Annotated in this window: 9 protein-coding genes, 1 tRNA gene, 1 rRNA gene and 1 pseudogene; 4 read left to right on the top strand and 8 right to left on the bottom strand. The window is 60.0% G+C overall.

Annotation, left to right across the window (positions count from 1 at the left end):
* Positions 1 to 291: 291 nt before the first annotated feature.
* The 3 genes from RUMESO_RS09115 to RUMESO_RS09105 all read left to right on the top strand — a co-directional run bounded on the left by RUMESO_RS09115 (position 292) and on the right by RUMESO_RS09105 (position 4,483).
* On the top strand, positions 292 to 1,971 hold the full coding sequence (locus RUMESO_RS09115) for a hypothetical protein (protein ID WP_156362800.1): 1,680 nt from the start codon (positions 292 to 294) through the stop codon (positions 1,969 to 1,971).
* Positions 1,972 to 2,207: 236 nt separating this feature from the next.
* A complete protein-coding gene (locus RUMESO_RS09110; RefSeq protein WP_051521164.1) occupies positions 2,208 to 2,465 on the top strand; it encodes a hypothetical protein in 258 nt (85 codons plus the stop codon).
* 236 nt (positions 2,466 to 2,701) lie between these two features.
* Positions 2,702 to 4,483 (top strand): DUF262 domain-containing protein, encoded by a 1,782-nt coding sequence (locus RUMESO_RS09105; RefSeq protein WP_051521176.1) that lies wholly within the window; start codon positions 2,702 to 2,704, stop codon positions 4,481 to 4,483.
* A 577-nt stretch (positions 4,484 to 5,060) separates the two neighbouring features.
* Here the strand turns inward: RUMESO_RS09105 and RUMESO_RS24080 are convergent.
* The 6 genes and pseudogenes from RUMESO_RS24080 to RUMESO_RS24070 all read right to left on the bottom strand — a co-directional run bounded on the left by RUMESO_RS24080 (position 5,061) and on the right by RUMESO_RS24070 (position 13,588).
* On the bottom strand, positions 5,061 to 5,780 hold the full coding sequence (locus RUMESO_RS24080) for a hypothetical protein (RefSeq protein WP_082483525.1): 720 nt from the start codon (positions 5,778 to 5,780) through the stop codon (positions 5,061 to 5,063).
* Positions 5,770 to 7,485: pseudogene (gene pglZ, locus RUMESO_RS24075) on the bottom strand (BREX-3 system phosphatase PglZ); the annotation flags it as partial. The pseudogene pglZ and the gene RUMESO_RS24080, both read right to left, overlap by 11 nt.
* Before the next feature lie 285 nt (positions 7,486 to 7,770).
* Positions 7,771 to 10,584 (bottom strand): DEAD/DEAH box helicase, encoded by a 2,814-nt coding sequence (locus RUMESO_RS09100; protein WP_037279844.1) that lies wholly within the window; start codon positions 10,582 to 10,584, stop codon positions 7,771 to 7,773.
* A gap of 3 nt (positions 10,585 to 10,587) precedes the next feature.
* Positions 10,588 to 12,777, bottom strand: a complete 2,190-nt coding sequence (locus RUMESO_RS09095) for a hypothetical protein (protein WP_211262829.1) — start codon at positions 12,775 to 12,777, stop codon at positions 10,588 to 10,590.
* Between the two features lie 2 nt (positions 12,778 to 12,779).
* The gene (locus tag RUMESO_RS26250) at positions 12,780 to 13,343 is read right to left on the bottom strand and encodes a DNA methyltransferase (protein WP_211262828.1); all 564 of its coding nucleotides are present in this window, start codon (positions 13,341 to 13,343) and stop codon (positions 12,780 to 12,782) included.
* Positions 13,344 to 13,378: 35 nt separating this feature from the next.
* Positions 13,379 to 13,588 carry a DUF6079 family protein gene (locus RUMESO_RS24070; protein ID WP_211262827.1) on the bottom strand — a complete coding sequence of 70 codons (210 nt, stop codon included), beginning with the start codon at positions 13,586 to 13,588 and terminating at the stop codon, positions 13,379 to 13,381.
* 65 nt (positions 13,589 to 13,653) lie between these two features.
* On the opposite strand from RUMESO_RS24070, the gene RUMESO_RS09085 reads away from it, so the two are divergent.
* Positions 13,654 to 15,010, top strand: a protein-coding gene (locus RUMESO_RS09085) for an IS3 family transposase (protein ID WP_156362798.1) whose coding sequence is annotated in 2 segments (ribosomal slippage) — positions 13,654 to 13,997 and positions 13,996 to 15,010 — 1,359 coding nt in all. Because the reading frame shifts where the segments join, the coding sequence is not laid out codon by codon here.
* 181 nt (positions 15,011 to 15,191) lie between these two features.
* On the opposite strand, the gene RUMESO_RS09080 is transcribed toward RUMESO_RS09085, so the two are convergent.
* Positions 15,192 to 15,268, bottom strand: a tRNA-Met gene (locus RUMESO_RS09080).
* A gap of 79 nt (positions 15,269 to 15,347) precedes the next feature.
* Positions 15,348 to 15,464 (bottom strand): 5S ribosomal RNA (rrf, locus tag RUMESO_RS09075).
* Between the last annotated feature and the right edge of the window lie 13 nt (positions 15,465 to 15,477).

Below are 15,477 nucleotides of genomic sequence, written 5' to 3'. Positions count from 1 at the left end.
ACTAAGATTCCGTGGGTCCGCCCGACCGAAGGCGATCCGAAACCGCAGGGCTTCCGTCGAGTGCGGAAGTAACCTTGACGACCAGTCCGCATCGCTCCGACAGTTTGCCTCGGCAGGGTTCGAGCAATCGGGACGCACACTGCTTACCCACCCTGATCGCCCTGAGAGGAGCGACTACCTTTGAATCTGTCTGACGAGCTTCGCGAGTTTCTCGAGAACCCTACTCCTCTTTCGCTGGCCCCCAAGCTGAACGGCGAACTCCGGAAGGCCCCGAAGCGGGATCCTGGGATCGTGGCCCGCAACACGGCCATGATCCTCGACCATTTCGGCTTCGGAAGCCTGGTCTGGCCGACCCAGGAGGACCTGCTGCCGATCTATGGCATGAAGAACAAGCAGGCGGTCTCGGCGGCCGAGAAGAACTACTACTTCGACCGCGTGAAGGCCGGCCCTCTCGCGGGCCCGAGCCGCGTCGCCGCGATCGTCACCTCGCGGACGTTCTGGCTCGAGACCGATCTCCTGGCCGAGATCGAGGCCCAGGGCATCACCGGGCTCCCGCAGACCGCGGGGCTCCTTCTCGACTACCTCAAGACCCAGTCCCTGGCGCGGGACCATGTCTGGACCCTGCCGAACCTGTCGCCCGCGACACGAGAAAGCTACGTCCGCGCCGAGACTCGCTTCGTCCTCCACAAGGACGCCCACAAGGCGCTGGCGAAATACCTCGATGATGCGCGCAAGGTGGCCGGGAACTCCGGGATAGGCGAGATCCGCACGGTTCCCGCCAAGCACGCCGCGGATCACCCGGACATCACGGCAGAGGTCCTGAAGCACGTCATCCGTCACGACCCAGACGTCTGGATCTGCGAACGGGGGGACGAGTTCTGGTTCACCTTCGACGGGTGGCGCAACCGCCTTGCCAACGCCACGGCCAAGGCCTTCGCGGCGGTCTCCCTCTGCGACGCCAGGCTCCTGTCGACCCTGCTCGTCAACGCGCTCGCCGACGAAAGGCCTAGGTATCGCTACCCCGACCAGGACATCGTCCTGCGCTGGATCCTGTCCGGGCCGAACTTCCGGCGTGAGGGGCCGGAGGTCGCCTATCTCGGCACGACCGACCTCCTGACCCGGGAGGAGAGGATCCTCAGGGACATCCTCCTGAAGAGCCCGGGCGCCAGGGGCCCCGCGCTCACCAGGGAGATGATGGCTAGAACTGCGCTACAGGACGCGATGGCGGGGCGGTACTTCTATCATTCGCCCCTCGTCTTCGTGGACAGGTCCGAGGGCGAGAAGCTGGCCACCTACCACTTCATCACCGACGCCCAGAAAAGCTGGCAGCAGCTACGGTCCCCCGCCGCGGCGGACGCGGAAGCGCCGTCGCCTGCCGATCTTCGACGGGCGGCCCTGCGCAAGGCCCTCGCAGAACTCGGTGAAACCGACGGAAGCACATCTGCCCGCTACCGCAAGGAGCAGTCCAGGCTTGCCGCCCTCCTGTTCGATCAGGACACCCATGGCCTTTGTGCGATATGCCAGAGGAATTTTGGCGTGAGCGCCCTCGTGGCGGCGCACAAGAAGAAGCGGAAGGACTGCTCCGAGGAGGAGCGGCGCGACCCCGACATTGTCTTCCCCCTTTGCGTCTTCGGCTGCGACCACCTCTACGAGACGCGTCAGCTCATCATCCGGGACGGGATTGTGGCCGCCGGCACGCAGGCGAGCGGACCTGCCGAAGCCGCGGCAATCGCCACGCTCCTCGGAGGTCGGATCGACAGCCGGTGGCTTCAGGGACCCGCGACCTACTTCGCCTCCGCCGCCGAAGACACAGACGCTGCCGACCCTGCAACGCGGCAGGCGCAGAACCCCCTTCCACCTGGCGAAGAAAGCTCGTCTCCCCCATTAAGGCCGCGTAATGCCCTAGCGTTGCCCAGGGCGGCGGCTCGGGGCCTGACGGAGCCGATGCCCCGCCCGGGAATGCGGGAGTGAGATGAGCACCTGACCGATCTGCGCCGAGGACGAGACAGACGCCTCCTCTCTACGTCCCCTACCGCCCTACCCGAAGAGAGCGAGTTCCTGTTCATCGCCCGCGAGCCCCGCATCCGCGATGCGGACGGTGCGCCCGCCCGCTGGGCCATCGACCACCTGTTCGTGACTTGCGGCGTGGTGCCCGTGCTACTCGAGGTGAAAATGGGGGAACCGACTCCCGACTGCGGCGCGAGATTGTGGGCCAACTCCTCGACTACGCTGCGAACAGGACCGCCTACTGGCCCGCCGGGACGCTGGAAGGGGCGTTGCTGGCCGCCAGCGCGGCCCAGGGACAGGACCCAGACGACCGTCTCCCGGCGATTATGCCCTACCTAGACACCGCAGGCTTCTGGAGACAGGTCGAGGCGAACCTCGCGGCGGGACGTCATCCCTTCCTCATCGGGCTGGACACGATCCCGTCCGAGCTCGCCCGCGCCCACGAGCCCGCACTTTGAGGAGGCAGTCAGCCCCATCGGGGCTCCACTTTCTTAGATGGCTGGCAGGGATACCGTTCTAGCAACGTGCGGAAGGACTTGGGTCCTCACGGAACGGGAAAGCCGACGGAGTAAAGGCCCAATGCATAGCCGACACACAGCGGCTTGTCCTATCCCTCAAAGCGCACGGACACGCCGCTCTAACCCTTGCGGGTGAACAGCGGACTGGTAGTCTCTCGCCTAAAGTGGAGGACGAGTTGAGTTACAGCGCCACGACGATCCATAAAGCCCTCTCCTCCATCAACACCGACTGGTTTCTCCCCTCGATCCAGCGACCCTATGTGTGGGAGCCCGATCAGGTTGTGCGCCTCTTCGACTCACTGCTCAAAGGATTTCCCATCAGCTCATTCCTGCTGTGGGAGGTCGATCCGGAGAAAGTCGATAGCTGGCAAACCTACAGGTTCATCGAAAACTTCAAATCAGGCGACGTTCACAATCAGCCCGTTGCGCTCAATGGGCGGCGCGTGAAGCTCGTTCTTGACGGCCAGCAGCGGCTTACCTCCTTGTTGATCGGCCTTGCGGGATCCTACACCGTGCGCGCCAAGCATGGGCGCAAGAACAATCCCGACGCCTGGTCCCGACAATTCCTCTATATCGACCTCATGAAGTCTCCTGAGGAGCGCGACGAAGATGAGCTCGATAGCGATATCGGCGTTTCCTACGGGCTGAAGTTCTCTGAGCACGACCCCAGAAAATCGACCGAGAACGTCTGGTTTCCTCTCGCGCGTATCATGCAGTGCGAGGATGAGGCGGCGTTCGACAGGGTACATAAGGACGTCTTGGACAAGCTTCCGGCGGGCATAACCCGCGGCGAGCGCCGCACTGTCGAGAACAACTTAGAGCGGCTTCGGAGCCTAGTCTTTCACGACGAGATTATCTCCTGCTACGTAGAAAAAGATCAGTCGCTCGACCGCGTTCTCAACATTTTCATTCGCGCAAATGACGCCGGTACGAAACTCTCGAAATCCGACCTTCTCATGTCTATGGTGACCTCGAAATGGTCCTCGAGAAACGCGCGACAGGACATCTACGACTTTGTCGACTTCCTGAACGAAAAGCTCTCGCGGCCCAACAAGCTGACGAAGGATTTCGTCCTGAAGGCCGCGCTGGTTCTCACCGATCTCGAGGTGGCTTATAAAGTCGACAACTTCACCAACGAGAACCTTGCCCTCATGGAGGCGGAGTGGAGGCGCATCAAGGAGAGCCTCGTCGCGACTCTGAACATCGTGAACCGGATGGGAATTGATCGGGAGACCCTCACGTCGACGAACGCTCTCATGCCAATTGCGTACTACGTGCATAAGAGTGGTCGCTCGTTCGACGGCTCGACCCCTGCAGAGGTGCTGGCCCGCTGGGCGATGCATAAGTTTCTAATCGGGGCGTTGGTCAACGGCGCGTTCAGCGGCACCTCGGACCTTGCCATTTCGACCTGCCGCGGGACAATCCGAGACGCGCTTAGGCTCTCGACAGATTTTCCACTTGCCCAGCTCGTCACAGCCCTTGGGCGCAGCAATAGAATGGCGACCTTCACGCCAGACACTCTGGGCCGGGTCCTCGATATCAAGTACGGCGACCGTAGGTGCTTCCTTGCTCTGAGCCTGATCTATGAGGATCAGGTCTGGGGCGCGGATTACCACATCGATCACATCATTCCTCAAGCCTCGACGGATCGGAAGGCTCTGATGAAGATGGGCCTGCCCAACCACCGGATCGAAGAGATCTTCAGCTTCGCTGGCACCCTTGGTAATCTCCAGATCTTGCTTGCCCGTGAGAACATCGAAAAGAGCAATCGGCCCTTCTGGGATTGGATCGAGAGCCGCGACTCCAACTTCCTCGATAGACACTGCATTCCGTCCGACAAGTCGCTTTGGACAGTCGAGGCCTTGCCCGAGTTCGTCCAAGCCCGCGAGAGGCTCTTGGCCGCGAAGATCCTGAAGGTCAGCCCGGCCGCGGCCGGCGACTTCGCCGACGCCTCCTAGCACTGCTGTGGCAGTCTCGGTAGAACCATTGAGGCTGCTGGGAACGCCGCTGCTGACGGAGGCGGGGTCAACTGTGTTGGTCGAGGACGCAGCAGGACGAGTTGATCTCGAGCATTGGCTGTAGCCACCCCAGACGCTGCTGTCGCATCCGACAGGTCGGCGCATGTGCTCGAATGAACTGGCCCCCGTTTCGACCGGACACCTGGGCACGACCATGGAGGCTTCGGCATAGTCCTAAGCACGTGCTTATGTCTGATGTTAAGATCATCGTTGATGGCGGCCGGGGTCTGGAATGCCGAGCCTCTGAAGCCGCGCTGGCTGCCTAGGGCGACCGGCTAGTCGGAGAAAAGGACGCTCTCCTCGTGATTGATGATAGCGAATTGTCTGAGAAGGTCCGCACTCAATCGGCGTCGCCCCGCAGGAGCGGATCGGCAACCCGTTGATGCTGCAGGCGCTCGGGCGGCCCAGCCACAGTCAGGGCACGGCAGGCCCGAGTTTCGCGCGGAGCGCCACCTTGAACGCTTCGACGACAGCTCCTAAACCATCGCCGGCGCCCGGTAACGTGCGCAACTCCTTATCACCGATGCTTCAAGCCGACGATGCGGGTTCCTGAACTATCTGCCCGCACATCAAGAGAGTCAGACGACGAAAACACGTAGCCGAGATTGTCACCCAGAGAGAAAGGAAACAGCGTCGGCTGACCAGAAATGCCATCAAGACTGAGGGGACGCCCGACATGCATAAGCACCGCCTCGGATATCCACTGAACCGTCTCTGGACTCTGGACGGTCACTGATGGTCTCCGGGTCAGTGTCCTGCCATTCTCACTCCTGCTGAGCAGGGACCAGTCGACTTGAGACTGTAGCACCATATTTGTCATGCGGCGGGTGCCTTCCCGTTCACCATAGATCTCGGCCATTCGTCTGTGTACCTCGGCAGTGGTGCAGTCACCCTGAATGGATGTCAGTCGGCCTACGAATTCAGCCGTCTTTGCAAAAAAGGGATAAACAGCAAGCGCCATCCCCCAGGTTAGGACCGCAACTTGCGCATCCGGGACCTGGCTGAAAATGTCGACGCCCCGCTGCGCCAAGCCAGAGACTTCTTCGCGCGGTTCCAGCCAAAGGCGATTCAGCACTGTCCTAGTCTTCTTCTTTGCCCCCAGTCCGGCATGAGCTTCAGTGAGTATCTGATCGAGTTCGGTTATGTCAGCCAAGCCCGACCGCACACGCAAAGCGGTGTCCGCCCAATCAAGGCGGATGAAGCGATCAAAGCCAATATGGGGAGCATTAGCCTTCACTATCTTCTCTCTTCATTGCGATTTTCACGAAAGGCACGATCAGTTCCTCCACGGACATTCCACCATGGGCGACAACCTGATGGCCAGGAGGGACAAAGGCCCCGCGCCCGCTGGCATAGAGTGGAAGGAAATCCGACGGCAGCCCTGCGCCACGGAACTGAAAGGCGTCGATCTCTGCCGGAACTGACGCTGCCAACGTTTCGTTGCGGTAGGTGCGAACTCGCTCGCCTTTGACCTCACTGATCACACCTTGGTTGAGGCGACCTATACCATAAGCATCAACGTTTCCGTGGTCTGCAGTGACATAAACGTGGAACCCACGGGCCGCTATGAGGCTCACCAGCTCCTCAACAAAGCCGGTTTCGCACCACTCACGGATCTGGCCTGTGAGGCCTCGCTTGCCCAACATCGCGCCGTGGACCAGCTCGTCGATCATATCGACGACTATGCCGACGACCTTAACCGAATGGTTGGAGATCGCCGCGCTCAGTTCTGGCAATTGTTCAGTGCGCTTGATGGCCTTTCTGTATAAAACCTCGCCGCCATGGAGCCCACTTTCCGACCAGAAACGGCTCCAGAGGTTGGACTCTTGAGCCGTCGTTTCGATCGACCTTTGGAACTCACGTGGCCTCAGACCCGAGAACAAGGCCTGACGCGATACAGAAGTGAGGCTTGGAAGCCACGCGAAGCAACCGGTTTCCTCAGCGGTAAAGTTCGGGGCGCGAGAGTTCAGGTGCTCTCGAATCTGTATCCACTGATCAAGCGCCATCCCGTCAAACACAAGAAGCGCAATCTTTTCTTCGCCGGCATCCCGACGCCTCAATAGGTAGCGCGGGATGTGGTGAACCATGACTGGTGCATTGGCGATGGGTAACGACGGCAGGTCCTGAAAGCACCTTTGCACCCAGCCCCGCAGCCTGTTATCGGCCTCAACCTGTAGCTCACGCATCGCGGGTCGAAGGACAGCAGCGTCCTCACTTGGCAGTTCATTGAAACGGGAGATCGTCTCTGCCAGCCGCTTTGCTGCATCGATCCAATCGCGGTGAGTGGCATTCGGAGCAGGGAGCTTCCCCGCCACCGACTTAATGCCAGCAACAACCAGATCGCGCAGGCTGGTTGGGCTTTGAATGGTGCCGAGCTTGATCCAGTCCGGCAATGCAGTTGGTGCAGTTTGCACGTTTACTGGCTGAAGCGCGCCTTCAAGGAAGAGCGTGTCGACTATGGCGCGGATGTCCGCATGATCGAAGGGGATCTCGACGCTTCTCGTAGTTTCGGTCCCTGCATCACTATCCGTATGACGGATCTCAACGCCTTGCTCTTCCAGAAAGCGGCCCCAAGCCGTTTGGACCGTACGGACCATGGTGCTCTTCGATGAGAGCAAGTCTTCTATGGGCAAATGCCCCAGGGCTGTGCCTGATAGGATTGTGGCGACATGCTTCGCGAGAAGGGGCGGCAATGCCACGCCGCGGTAAAGGAGCCGAAAAGCCTCGCGCCAGAAGCTCTCTGGCCTCCTCAGGAGGTGTGGACTGATCTCGAACAGATGTGTCAGAAGGAATTCTTTGGTCAGGCTCTCGCCAAGAACCTGGGAAGCAAAGTTATTGTGGGCGGCGAACAGCATGTCGAGGTGGGCGCTATCGATCTGCCGGATGACACTGGAGTTCAGCTTGGGCATCAGGTCGGCAAGGCTCAGGTCTACTCTTCGCGCATACTGAAGGTAGTCCCCACGGCAGAATGCTCAGGTCCGTTCCGGGGAATTGGAGGACGAGGGCTTTGCACGTTCCCAAAGCGCCATTATCCCAAGCAGCACGATAGCGTTCTTCATATTCGACACGGAAGGCGATCGGATCCTCAAAAGGAAGCACCTCAAAGCCGCGGTCTCGCAAGACCTGAAGGATGCGCTCATCCAACAGGAGGTTGTCCGGATCACTTGCGATCCAGAACGGCGATAGGTCTTCAGGAAAGGCCTGAAGTATCCGCTCCGTCCAGGAGGTCATGAGCCAGCGTCTGCTTGCCGGCCAACACGCAGCAGAAGAACAGCGTGCAGGTCCGGTACGAAGGCTTCGGCAGAGTCTAGTCGCGCAAGGCGATCCTCATGTTCCGCCTGAAGGCGCTTCCGGCGATAATCCCGAACCGTGGCAAGCCCGACCCGCCCGATCGCCTGATGGCGCGCCTCATAAGCGTAGGTCGCACGGTCCCGCTCTTCCCGTAACCGGGTCATGTGCTCATCGACCAGTTCCGCAAACATGCGTTCGCCCTGAGAGACGGCTACATCCTTGGACTTGCCAAAGAACTCAACGCCGATGGAAGCATTGGTCGAGCCGATGGTTTCCACACGCTCGGTCAGAAGCAGATCCCAAATTCGTTTAGCGGTCGGCTGGAACGCTCGCCCCTCGTCGCTGATGAAGACTGGCAGAAAGCGACGGCGGCTGAAGGCATCTGCCGACAGCGTGATCTCCCAGAGTGACCACACGCCATTGACGGTTCCAGGAAGCCCCGAGATCCGGATGCACGGCATGATCTGGCCCGCTACACATCGAGGCAAATCTGCAATCAAGGCACGAGCTCTGGGATCCTCGAGTGTGAGCCATTCAAGGTCCGGGCGTCCTTCCGCGGTCCTCGCATCGAAACAGACATCACTTGTCTCGCCATCCCCGGACCACCGGACGCGCCAGGCATCGCCCTCCTTGATGGCCTGGCCGCCGCGATTTGGCAGACCGGAGGTAATCGCCCGCTCCAGCCAGAACTGAGCCGGGTGGTCGCGCCACTTTCGGGCGTCGGTCGCGTCAAGCTCATGTCCTCCAGACAGAAGCTGACTGCTTTGGCTATGCTCGGCAATCGCCGTTCTCAGATGGGATACAACTGTCTCACAGTCGGCTTCGATTGCATCTGGGTTCTGCAGGCCGTTGACGAAAAGTTCGTCGAACATCGGCTCTGCCTCCACCGAGTCCATGACGTCGGCAGCTTTGTCCACGCCGAACTCTTCAGCGATGATGGCAAGCTTCGTCTCAAGGACCTCACGAACGCGATACTCGACCGTGTCTTCGAGGACGAAGTTTATGGCGCGCACCACAAACGGCTGTCCGATCCGGTCAACACGTCCTATCCGCTGCTCAACCCGCATGGGGTTCCACGGCATGTCGAAATTGACGATGACGTGGCAGAACTGGAGGTTCAGGCCTTCGCCCCCCGCATCCGTAGAAATCAGGATACGGACGTCCTGCGAGAACGATTTCTGGGTCCGCGACCGCGCCTCCAGATCCATGCTTCCGTTCAATGTCACGACAGAGAAGCCGCGGCTTTCCAAGAAGTCAGCGAGCATTGCTTGCGTCGGAACAAACTCCGTGAAGACCAGCACCTTGAGGTCGGGATCGTTCTCTTCCTGCTGGATCTTGTAGATGAGCTCCAGCAAGGCCTCTGCTTTGGCATCGGTCCCCTGTGCTTCGGTCTCCCGCGCGAGGAACAGCAGGGCCTCGACATCTTTATGTTCATCAGCAAGCGCTTCAAACGCTACCGCCATGTCGATCTGATCTTCGCCGGACAGTTCGTGCCAGTCATCTGCACGCTCGTTAGGAAAGAGCTTCAACTGTGCATGATCGTCGTCGAGCGCGAGCAATCGCTTTTCGAGCGTCGTGCGGATCGCCGCCGTGCTCGAGGTCACCAGACGCTGCATCAGGATCATCAGGAAGCCGATATGGCGCTGCTTTGCCGCCATGGCCTGGTTGTATCCGTGGCGGACATACTCGGTGACGGCTTCGTACAGGCCCTGCTGGGCAGCATGTCGATCCAGCCAGGCGACGGGCTGCAACCGTGTCATTCGGGGCTTGAAGAGGGGTTTCCCTTCCGCGTCGATAGCGGCCCGCTTTTCCGTCCTGACCACGAAGGGTCGAACGCGATCGGCTGCGATACTGGTCACATCCGGGAACGTGTCGCGATCGAGCAGCTGCATCAGCCGGTGAAACTGGTCTGTCTTGCCTTGGTGAGGTGTTGCAGACAGCAGGAGTAGATACGGCGCCGCCTCGGCCAAGGCCGCACCCAGCTTATACCGCGCGACCTGGTCCGTGCTGCCACCCATTCGGTGGGCTTCGTCGATGATCACAAGATCCCATGACGCAGAGATCAGGTCTTCGAACCGTTCACGGTTATAGGTCTGGAGCTGCTCCACGCTCCAGCCGCGTCGGCCCTCCATGGGCTTCACGGAATCCAGCGAACAGATCACCTGATCATGCACGCGCCAGAGATTCTCCTCATCGTTCCGCCACTGCCGAAAGGCGGACAGCTCCGCCGGTTCAACGAAAGTGAACTGCTCGCCGAAATGCAGGCGCATCTCGGCCTGCCACTGTCGGACCAGCCCCTTGGGCGCGACAACCAGCATCCTGCGCGCCATGCCGCGCAGCTTCAGTTCGCGCAGGATCAGGCCGGCCTCGATCGTCTTGCCGAGTCCGACTTCGTCCGCGAGCAGATAGCGGATGCTGTCGCGGCTCATGGCGCGATTGAGCGCATAGAGCTGATGCGGCAGTGGCACCACGCTCGACTGGATCGGCGCCAGGAGCAGGTTGTCCTCCAGCGCGTCCAACAGCTTTGCCGAGGATGCGGTGTGTAGGATCTGGTCGACCGATGGCTGGACAGCGTCGAGAGGGCCTAGATCGCGCGCCCGGGCGCGGACGACGGCGTCCTTACCCGGCAGCCAGACCCGATAGGCGGTCTCGCCCCAGACCGTCTCCCGATCCACGACGCGGCAGGGTGCAGCATGCCGCGCATGCCAGCACCACTCACCAACACCAAAGCTTTGACCGCCATCCGCCACCAATCAGCCCCCTGTCCGGGTCAGGGCGCTGTCATACCAGAAGAGCAGCCTTTCATCTTCCTGCAAGGCATCCTCGGGCACCTTGTTGGCGATGGAGACGATGGTCTGGTAGTCCTTGTTCGCCCAGGCGGCCTTGAAGCCTGCGCGCAAGACTTCGAGGCGGAACTCCTTGAGTTTGCGGCCGAACGTGTTGCGGTATTCCTCGAACTCCTTCAACAGCGCCTTCTCGCGCTTTTTCTCCAAGTCTTGCGCCTTGTTCGGGTCGGGCACGAACCAGCGGTCCTTGGCCTTGGCCTTCAGCCGAGGTTCGGATTTCTCGAGGTTTCGCAAGTCATGGTAGTTCGTTGACAGGTAGTTGTGGATCTGGCTGGGAACGTCGGCCGACCCGTCATAGCGCAGGAAGTTGTCCTCCAGCAGCGCCGACAGTTCGGGGCGGGTTTCGTGCTTCTTCCAGCCCGCGCCAAGCTGGGCAGTGAATTCAGGGTGGACCTCTTGATAGGTTGAGGGGCGTTTACGCAAGAAATCGGTCAGCCAGTCGATGGCGCTGCGCTCATCGGCCACAAACATTTCCATCTGCGGAGGTTGAGCCGACTGTGCGCGCTTCCGATCATACTCGGGGATCTGCTCAGGCAGGAAGACCATTCCATCTCGTTCAGGAAAACGGCTCCGCAGCCCGTCGAGGAATTCTTCAGTCGAAAGCGGAACAGGTACATCATGCCGCACGAACCAGGCAATCATACGGTCATAAATACGACGAGGGTCCCGCTCGACGACGAACTCGAGCATGCCATTCTTCGATTTCGCAACCGAAAGTTGGCGCAGATGGGTCTGGACAAAGTCCCACGCAGACTCCGGCGCGGCGCCCCGTTCAGCAAGACGCTGCTCCAATCCACCATTTGGCTTATATGCCGAGATAACGAGGTCCTGCTTGACGGCATTGGTAGAGGTAACCTGCTTAAAGCTGCCTTGCTTCTTGTCGAGGGTTGTAACCTCAGCAACAACAAATCCAGCCTCCTGCAACGCAACTTGGATCGCATTCCAGACCTTAGCTTGGCTATTTGAGAAGACGACCGTCATCCACCTACCAGGCTTAAGCACTCTAAAAAACTCAGAGAAGCAACCCTTGATCAGCCTCTGGTAAACACGAATGTCCTTTCCTGAATAATCATCGATAACCGCTTCTCCATCAACATCGCTGATGACTTGGTGCCAAGCCTCAACGATTTTGTTCAGATCAGCATAGAAGATATTGAATCCGAACGGTGGATCAACGAAGACATAGTCAATTATATTGTCGGGGCAAGTCAGCGCCATGGAGGAGCCTGCACCAACTATGGCATTTCCATACGTTGTCCTAAAGCTTTGAAACGCCTTTTCTACACGGCCGAATTTTCCTTCGAGAATGTACCACGGAGTGCACTCTGCATGCTGCGATCCAACATAGAAAACGCCTGTTAGATGTTGGCCGAATTGCGAGTAACCAGTAGGGCGATACCGATTGAAAATACTCATGCTAATTATTGCTTGCTCGATACTATACAGAAGATTCACACGGAGCTTTTTATCGCTCTCTCTCTCGGCCAAAGCCCATAGTTTCGCCAATGCATGTGCTGCTCGTGGTAAGAAGATGCTTCTCGTATTTCTGGTGTTAGTAGTTCGCATCCGCCCTTCGTTGAAGGTCTTCGACGAACGAAAGGAAACGTGAGGAAAAGCTGAGGGCAATTCAAGCTCTTCAATTCTCCTCAGCACATCAAGGTCGGTTTGATCTGGTTTCTTCTCGAACACCTTCGATCCGAACTTGTAGGCTATTGAAACCGGCACGCGCTTTGGTCGCCACTGAACATGGCCATCTTCCAAGAACTGCGTTTGGGCGAGCGCCATCTCCTCTTTTCGAGCTTCGGCTCCACAAGAGCTACAGCGAATGCGATCTCGCTGACCTTCATAGGAAACTTTCTCTGCATCCAAGAAAACGTTTTCTCCGCTGCAGCTTGGGCAGATGAATACCTCACTCCAAACAGTATATTCGATTCGCCCTAATGACTTTCCGTCACTATGGGTTGTTTCATACATCCAATGTATCGACGACCAAAGTTCAGCTAGCAGCTTCCTTCCTGCTCTTTCATAGGAATCAGAAAAGAACGGAACGTTGTTATTGGCAGAGATGAATGTAGCTGCGGGCGACAGATCGTTCAAAACTACTCGGCGCGCGCCCCACTTTGGGGGAGGGCACGCCCGCTCTTTTTCCACTCGATCTCCAATTTGTGGCGATAGGCGGCTGGCGCTAACCCACACCATTGCGCTGCAACGCCGGTCATCCCGGAGCCCGAGAAACCATCCAGCACGATATCGCCCGGCTCGGTGTAATGCAGGATGGAAGGTACGATGGCCAGGTGCGGCACCTTGGTATGGTAGGAGTGCGCCTTGTAAAGTGGATCGGTCTTCCCTTCGGACACGTCGATCGCCATCGGCTCGCGCGCATACTGCTCGGCCGGATCGTAGGGGCGACCATAGTGCGTCACGAACCCCGCAAGCCATGGGTTCGGGCAGGCGGTGTAGTAAGGCGGATCCGACATCGCGAGGATCGCGTCATCTGTTCCCTTGGGAAAACCCTCCTGAGCTCGGAAGGCAGGTTCCTTCAGCTTCCCCGCCAGGAGGTTGAGGAAGTGGTCACGCCGCGCGTCCTCGCTCGGGAATGTCATGCCGAGGCATTCGACCGATCCGCCGCTCTTCCCGCTTTCAATTTTCAATTGGTCACTCATAGTTCGTCTCTTTCAAAGAGGAGGTCGGCGGACGTTTACTCAACCACAAAGCGCAGCTTCGTGGTGTCCTTGCCCTTGCATCGATCGTTCAGGAAGGCCTCGAACCGCTTGCGCAGATCTTCGGGCGTCGCAGGCGATCCGCCTTGCAACAGCGCCGCCTTGATGTCGCCGCTGCCGACGTTGACCTTCTCCAGTCCAGACAACGCGTCCTGAATGGCGGACGCGTGTCCCGGATCAGCGCCCATGAGACAGACCTGGGCATTTCGTGAGAGGAGGATGTCTGGTTCATCGTAGCCGCCAAGGAGCGAAGATGAAGCAGACATCCGGACCGACAAAGACGAAGCCCTCGGCCGAGGCCACGCTGAAGGACATCCGGCGCGCCACGCGCCGCCAGTTCGGGGCGGAGGAGAAGATCCGCATCGTGCTGGAAGGCCTTCGAGGCGAGGACAGCATCGCCGAGCTCTGCCGGCACGAGGGGATCAGCTCGTCCATGTACTATGGCTGGTCCAAGGAGTTCCTGGAGGCGGGCAAGAAGCGCTTGGCCGGCGACACCGCTCGGGCGGCGACCTCGGATGAGGTCAGGAACCTGCGCCGCGAGGCCGGTGCCCTCAAGGAATTGGTCGCCGACCTCACCCTCGAGAACCGCCTGCTCAAAAAAGCATGAGCGGGGTTGGGGGCGACGACGCATGAGGTACCCCGCCGCTGAGAAGGCCGAGATCATCCGCCTGGTGGAGCAGTCCCATCTCCCCATTCGGCGCACCCTGGAGAAGCTCGGCATCCCACGCGCCACCTTCTACAGGTGGTACGAGCTCTACCAGGTCGGTGGACCTGAGGCCCTGGAGGACCGCCCCTCCCGGCCCAGCCGGGTCTGGAACCGCATCCCCGAGGAGGTGCGGGAGCGGATTCTGGCGCTGGCTCTCGATCAGCCGGAGCTGTCCCCGCGCGAGCTCGCGGTGCGCTTCACCGACGAGCAGAAGTACTTCGTGTCCGAGGCTTCGGTGTACCGCCTCCTGAAGGCCCACGACCTGATCACCAGCCCCGCCTACATCGTGGTCAAGGCGGCCGAGGAGTTCAAAGACCAGACCACCGCGCCCAATCAGCTTTGGCAAACCGACTTCACCTACCTCAAGGTCACCGGCTGGGGCTGGTACTACCTGTCCACCGTGCTCGACGACTTCTCGCGCTTCGTGGTGGCCTGGAAGCTTTGCACGACCATGAAGGCCGAGGACGTGACCGAGACGCTGGACTTGGCGCTCAGTGCCTCAGGGCTCGATCAGGTCAAGGTCCGGCACCGGCCCAGGCTCCTGAGCGACAACGGCTCTAGCTACATCGCCAGCGACCTGGCCGAATGGCTCGAGGACCAAGGCATGACCCACATCCGAGGTGCTCCACGCCACCCACAGACCCAAGGCAAAATCGAGCGCTGGCACCAAACCCTGAAGAACCGCATCCTGCTCGAACACTACTACCTGCCCGGCGATCTGGAGGAGCAGGTCTCAGCCTGCGTCGAGCACTACAACCATACTCGCGCCCACGAGAGCTTGGGCAATCTCACCCCCGCCGACGTCTATCACGGCCGCGGCGAGGCCATCCTAGCCGAGCGGGCGCGGATCAAACGACAGACCCTAACCCACCGGCGCTTGCAGCATCACGCCGCAACCGCCTAACCTCATACCCAGATGGACCAGACCCTCCGATCCTGAGCGACGCCACCGGTCTCAAATCACCTGACGACGGACAATCTGGAGGGCGCGCTGGCCGGGCTTCTGGCGCTGGCCACGGCCTGCAACGGGGTCGGCGCCAACACGAACAAGGCCGCCCCTTTCGGGACGGCCTTGCAATCAGTTTTGGTTGCGGGGGCAGGATTTGAACCTGCGGCCTTCAGGTTATGAGCCTGACGAGCTACCGGGCTGCTCCACCCCGCGGCGAGGCGTGTCTGATCCGGAGGGTCCCTGGGCTTGGGGGGCCTGGGGCGCTGGGAGAGAGAGGGGGGGCTCTGGTCAGGTCTGGCGGTGACTTACTCTCCCGCGTCTATGACGGCGCAGTACCATCAGCGGATGCGCGCTTAACGGCCGAGTTCGGGATGGGATCGGGTGTGTCGCGCAGCCTATGGCCACCAGACCGGATCAGGGCC

It is taken from the genome of Rubellimicrobium mesophilum DSM 19309, assembly GCF_000600335.2.
In the GTDB taxonomy this organism is placed as follows: domain Bacteria; phylum Pseudomonadota; class Alphaproteobacteria; order Rhodobacterales; family Rhodobacteraceae; genus Rubellimicrobium; species Rubellimicrobium mesophilum.
The sequence above is the reverse complement of the archived record's forward strand: the minus strand, read 5'-3'. Positions and strand labels throughout refer to the sequence as shown.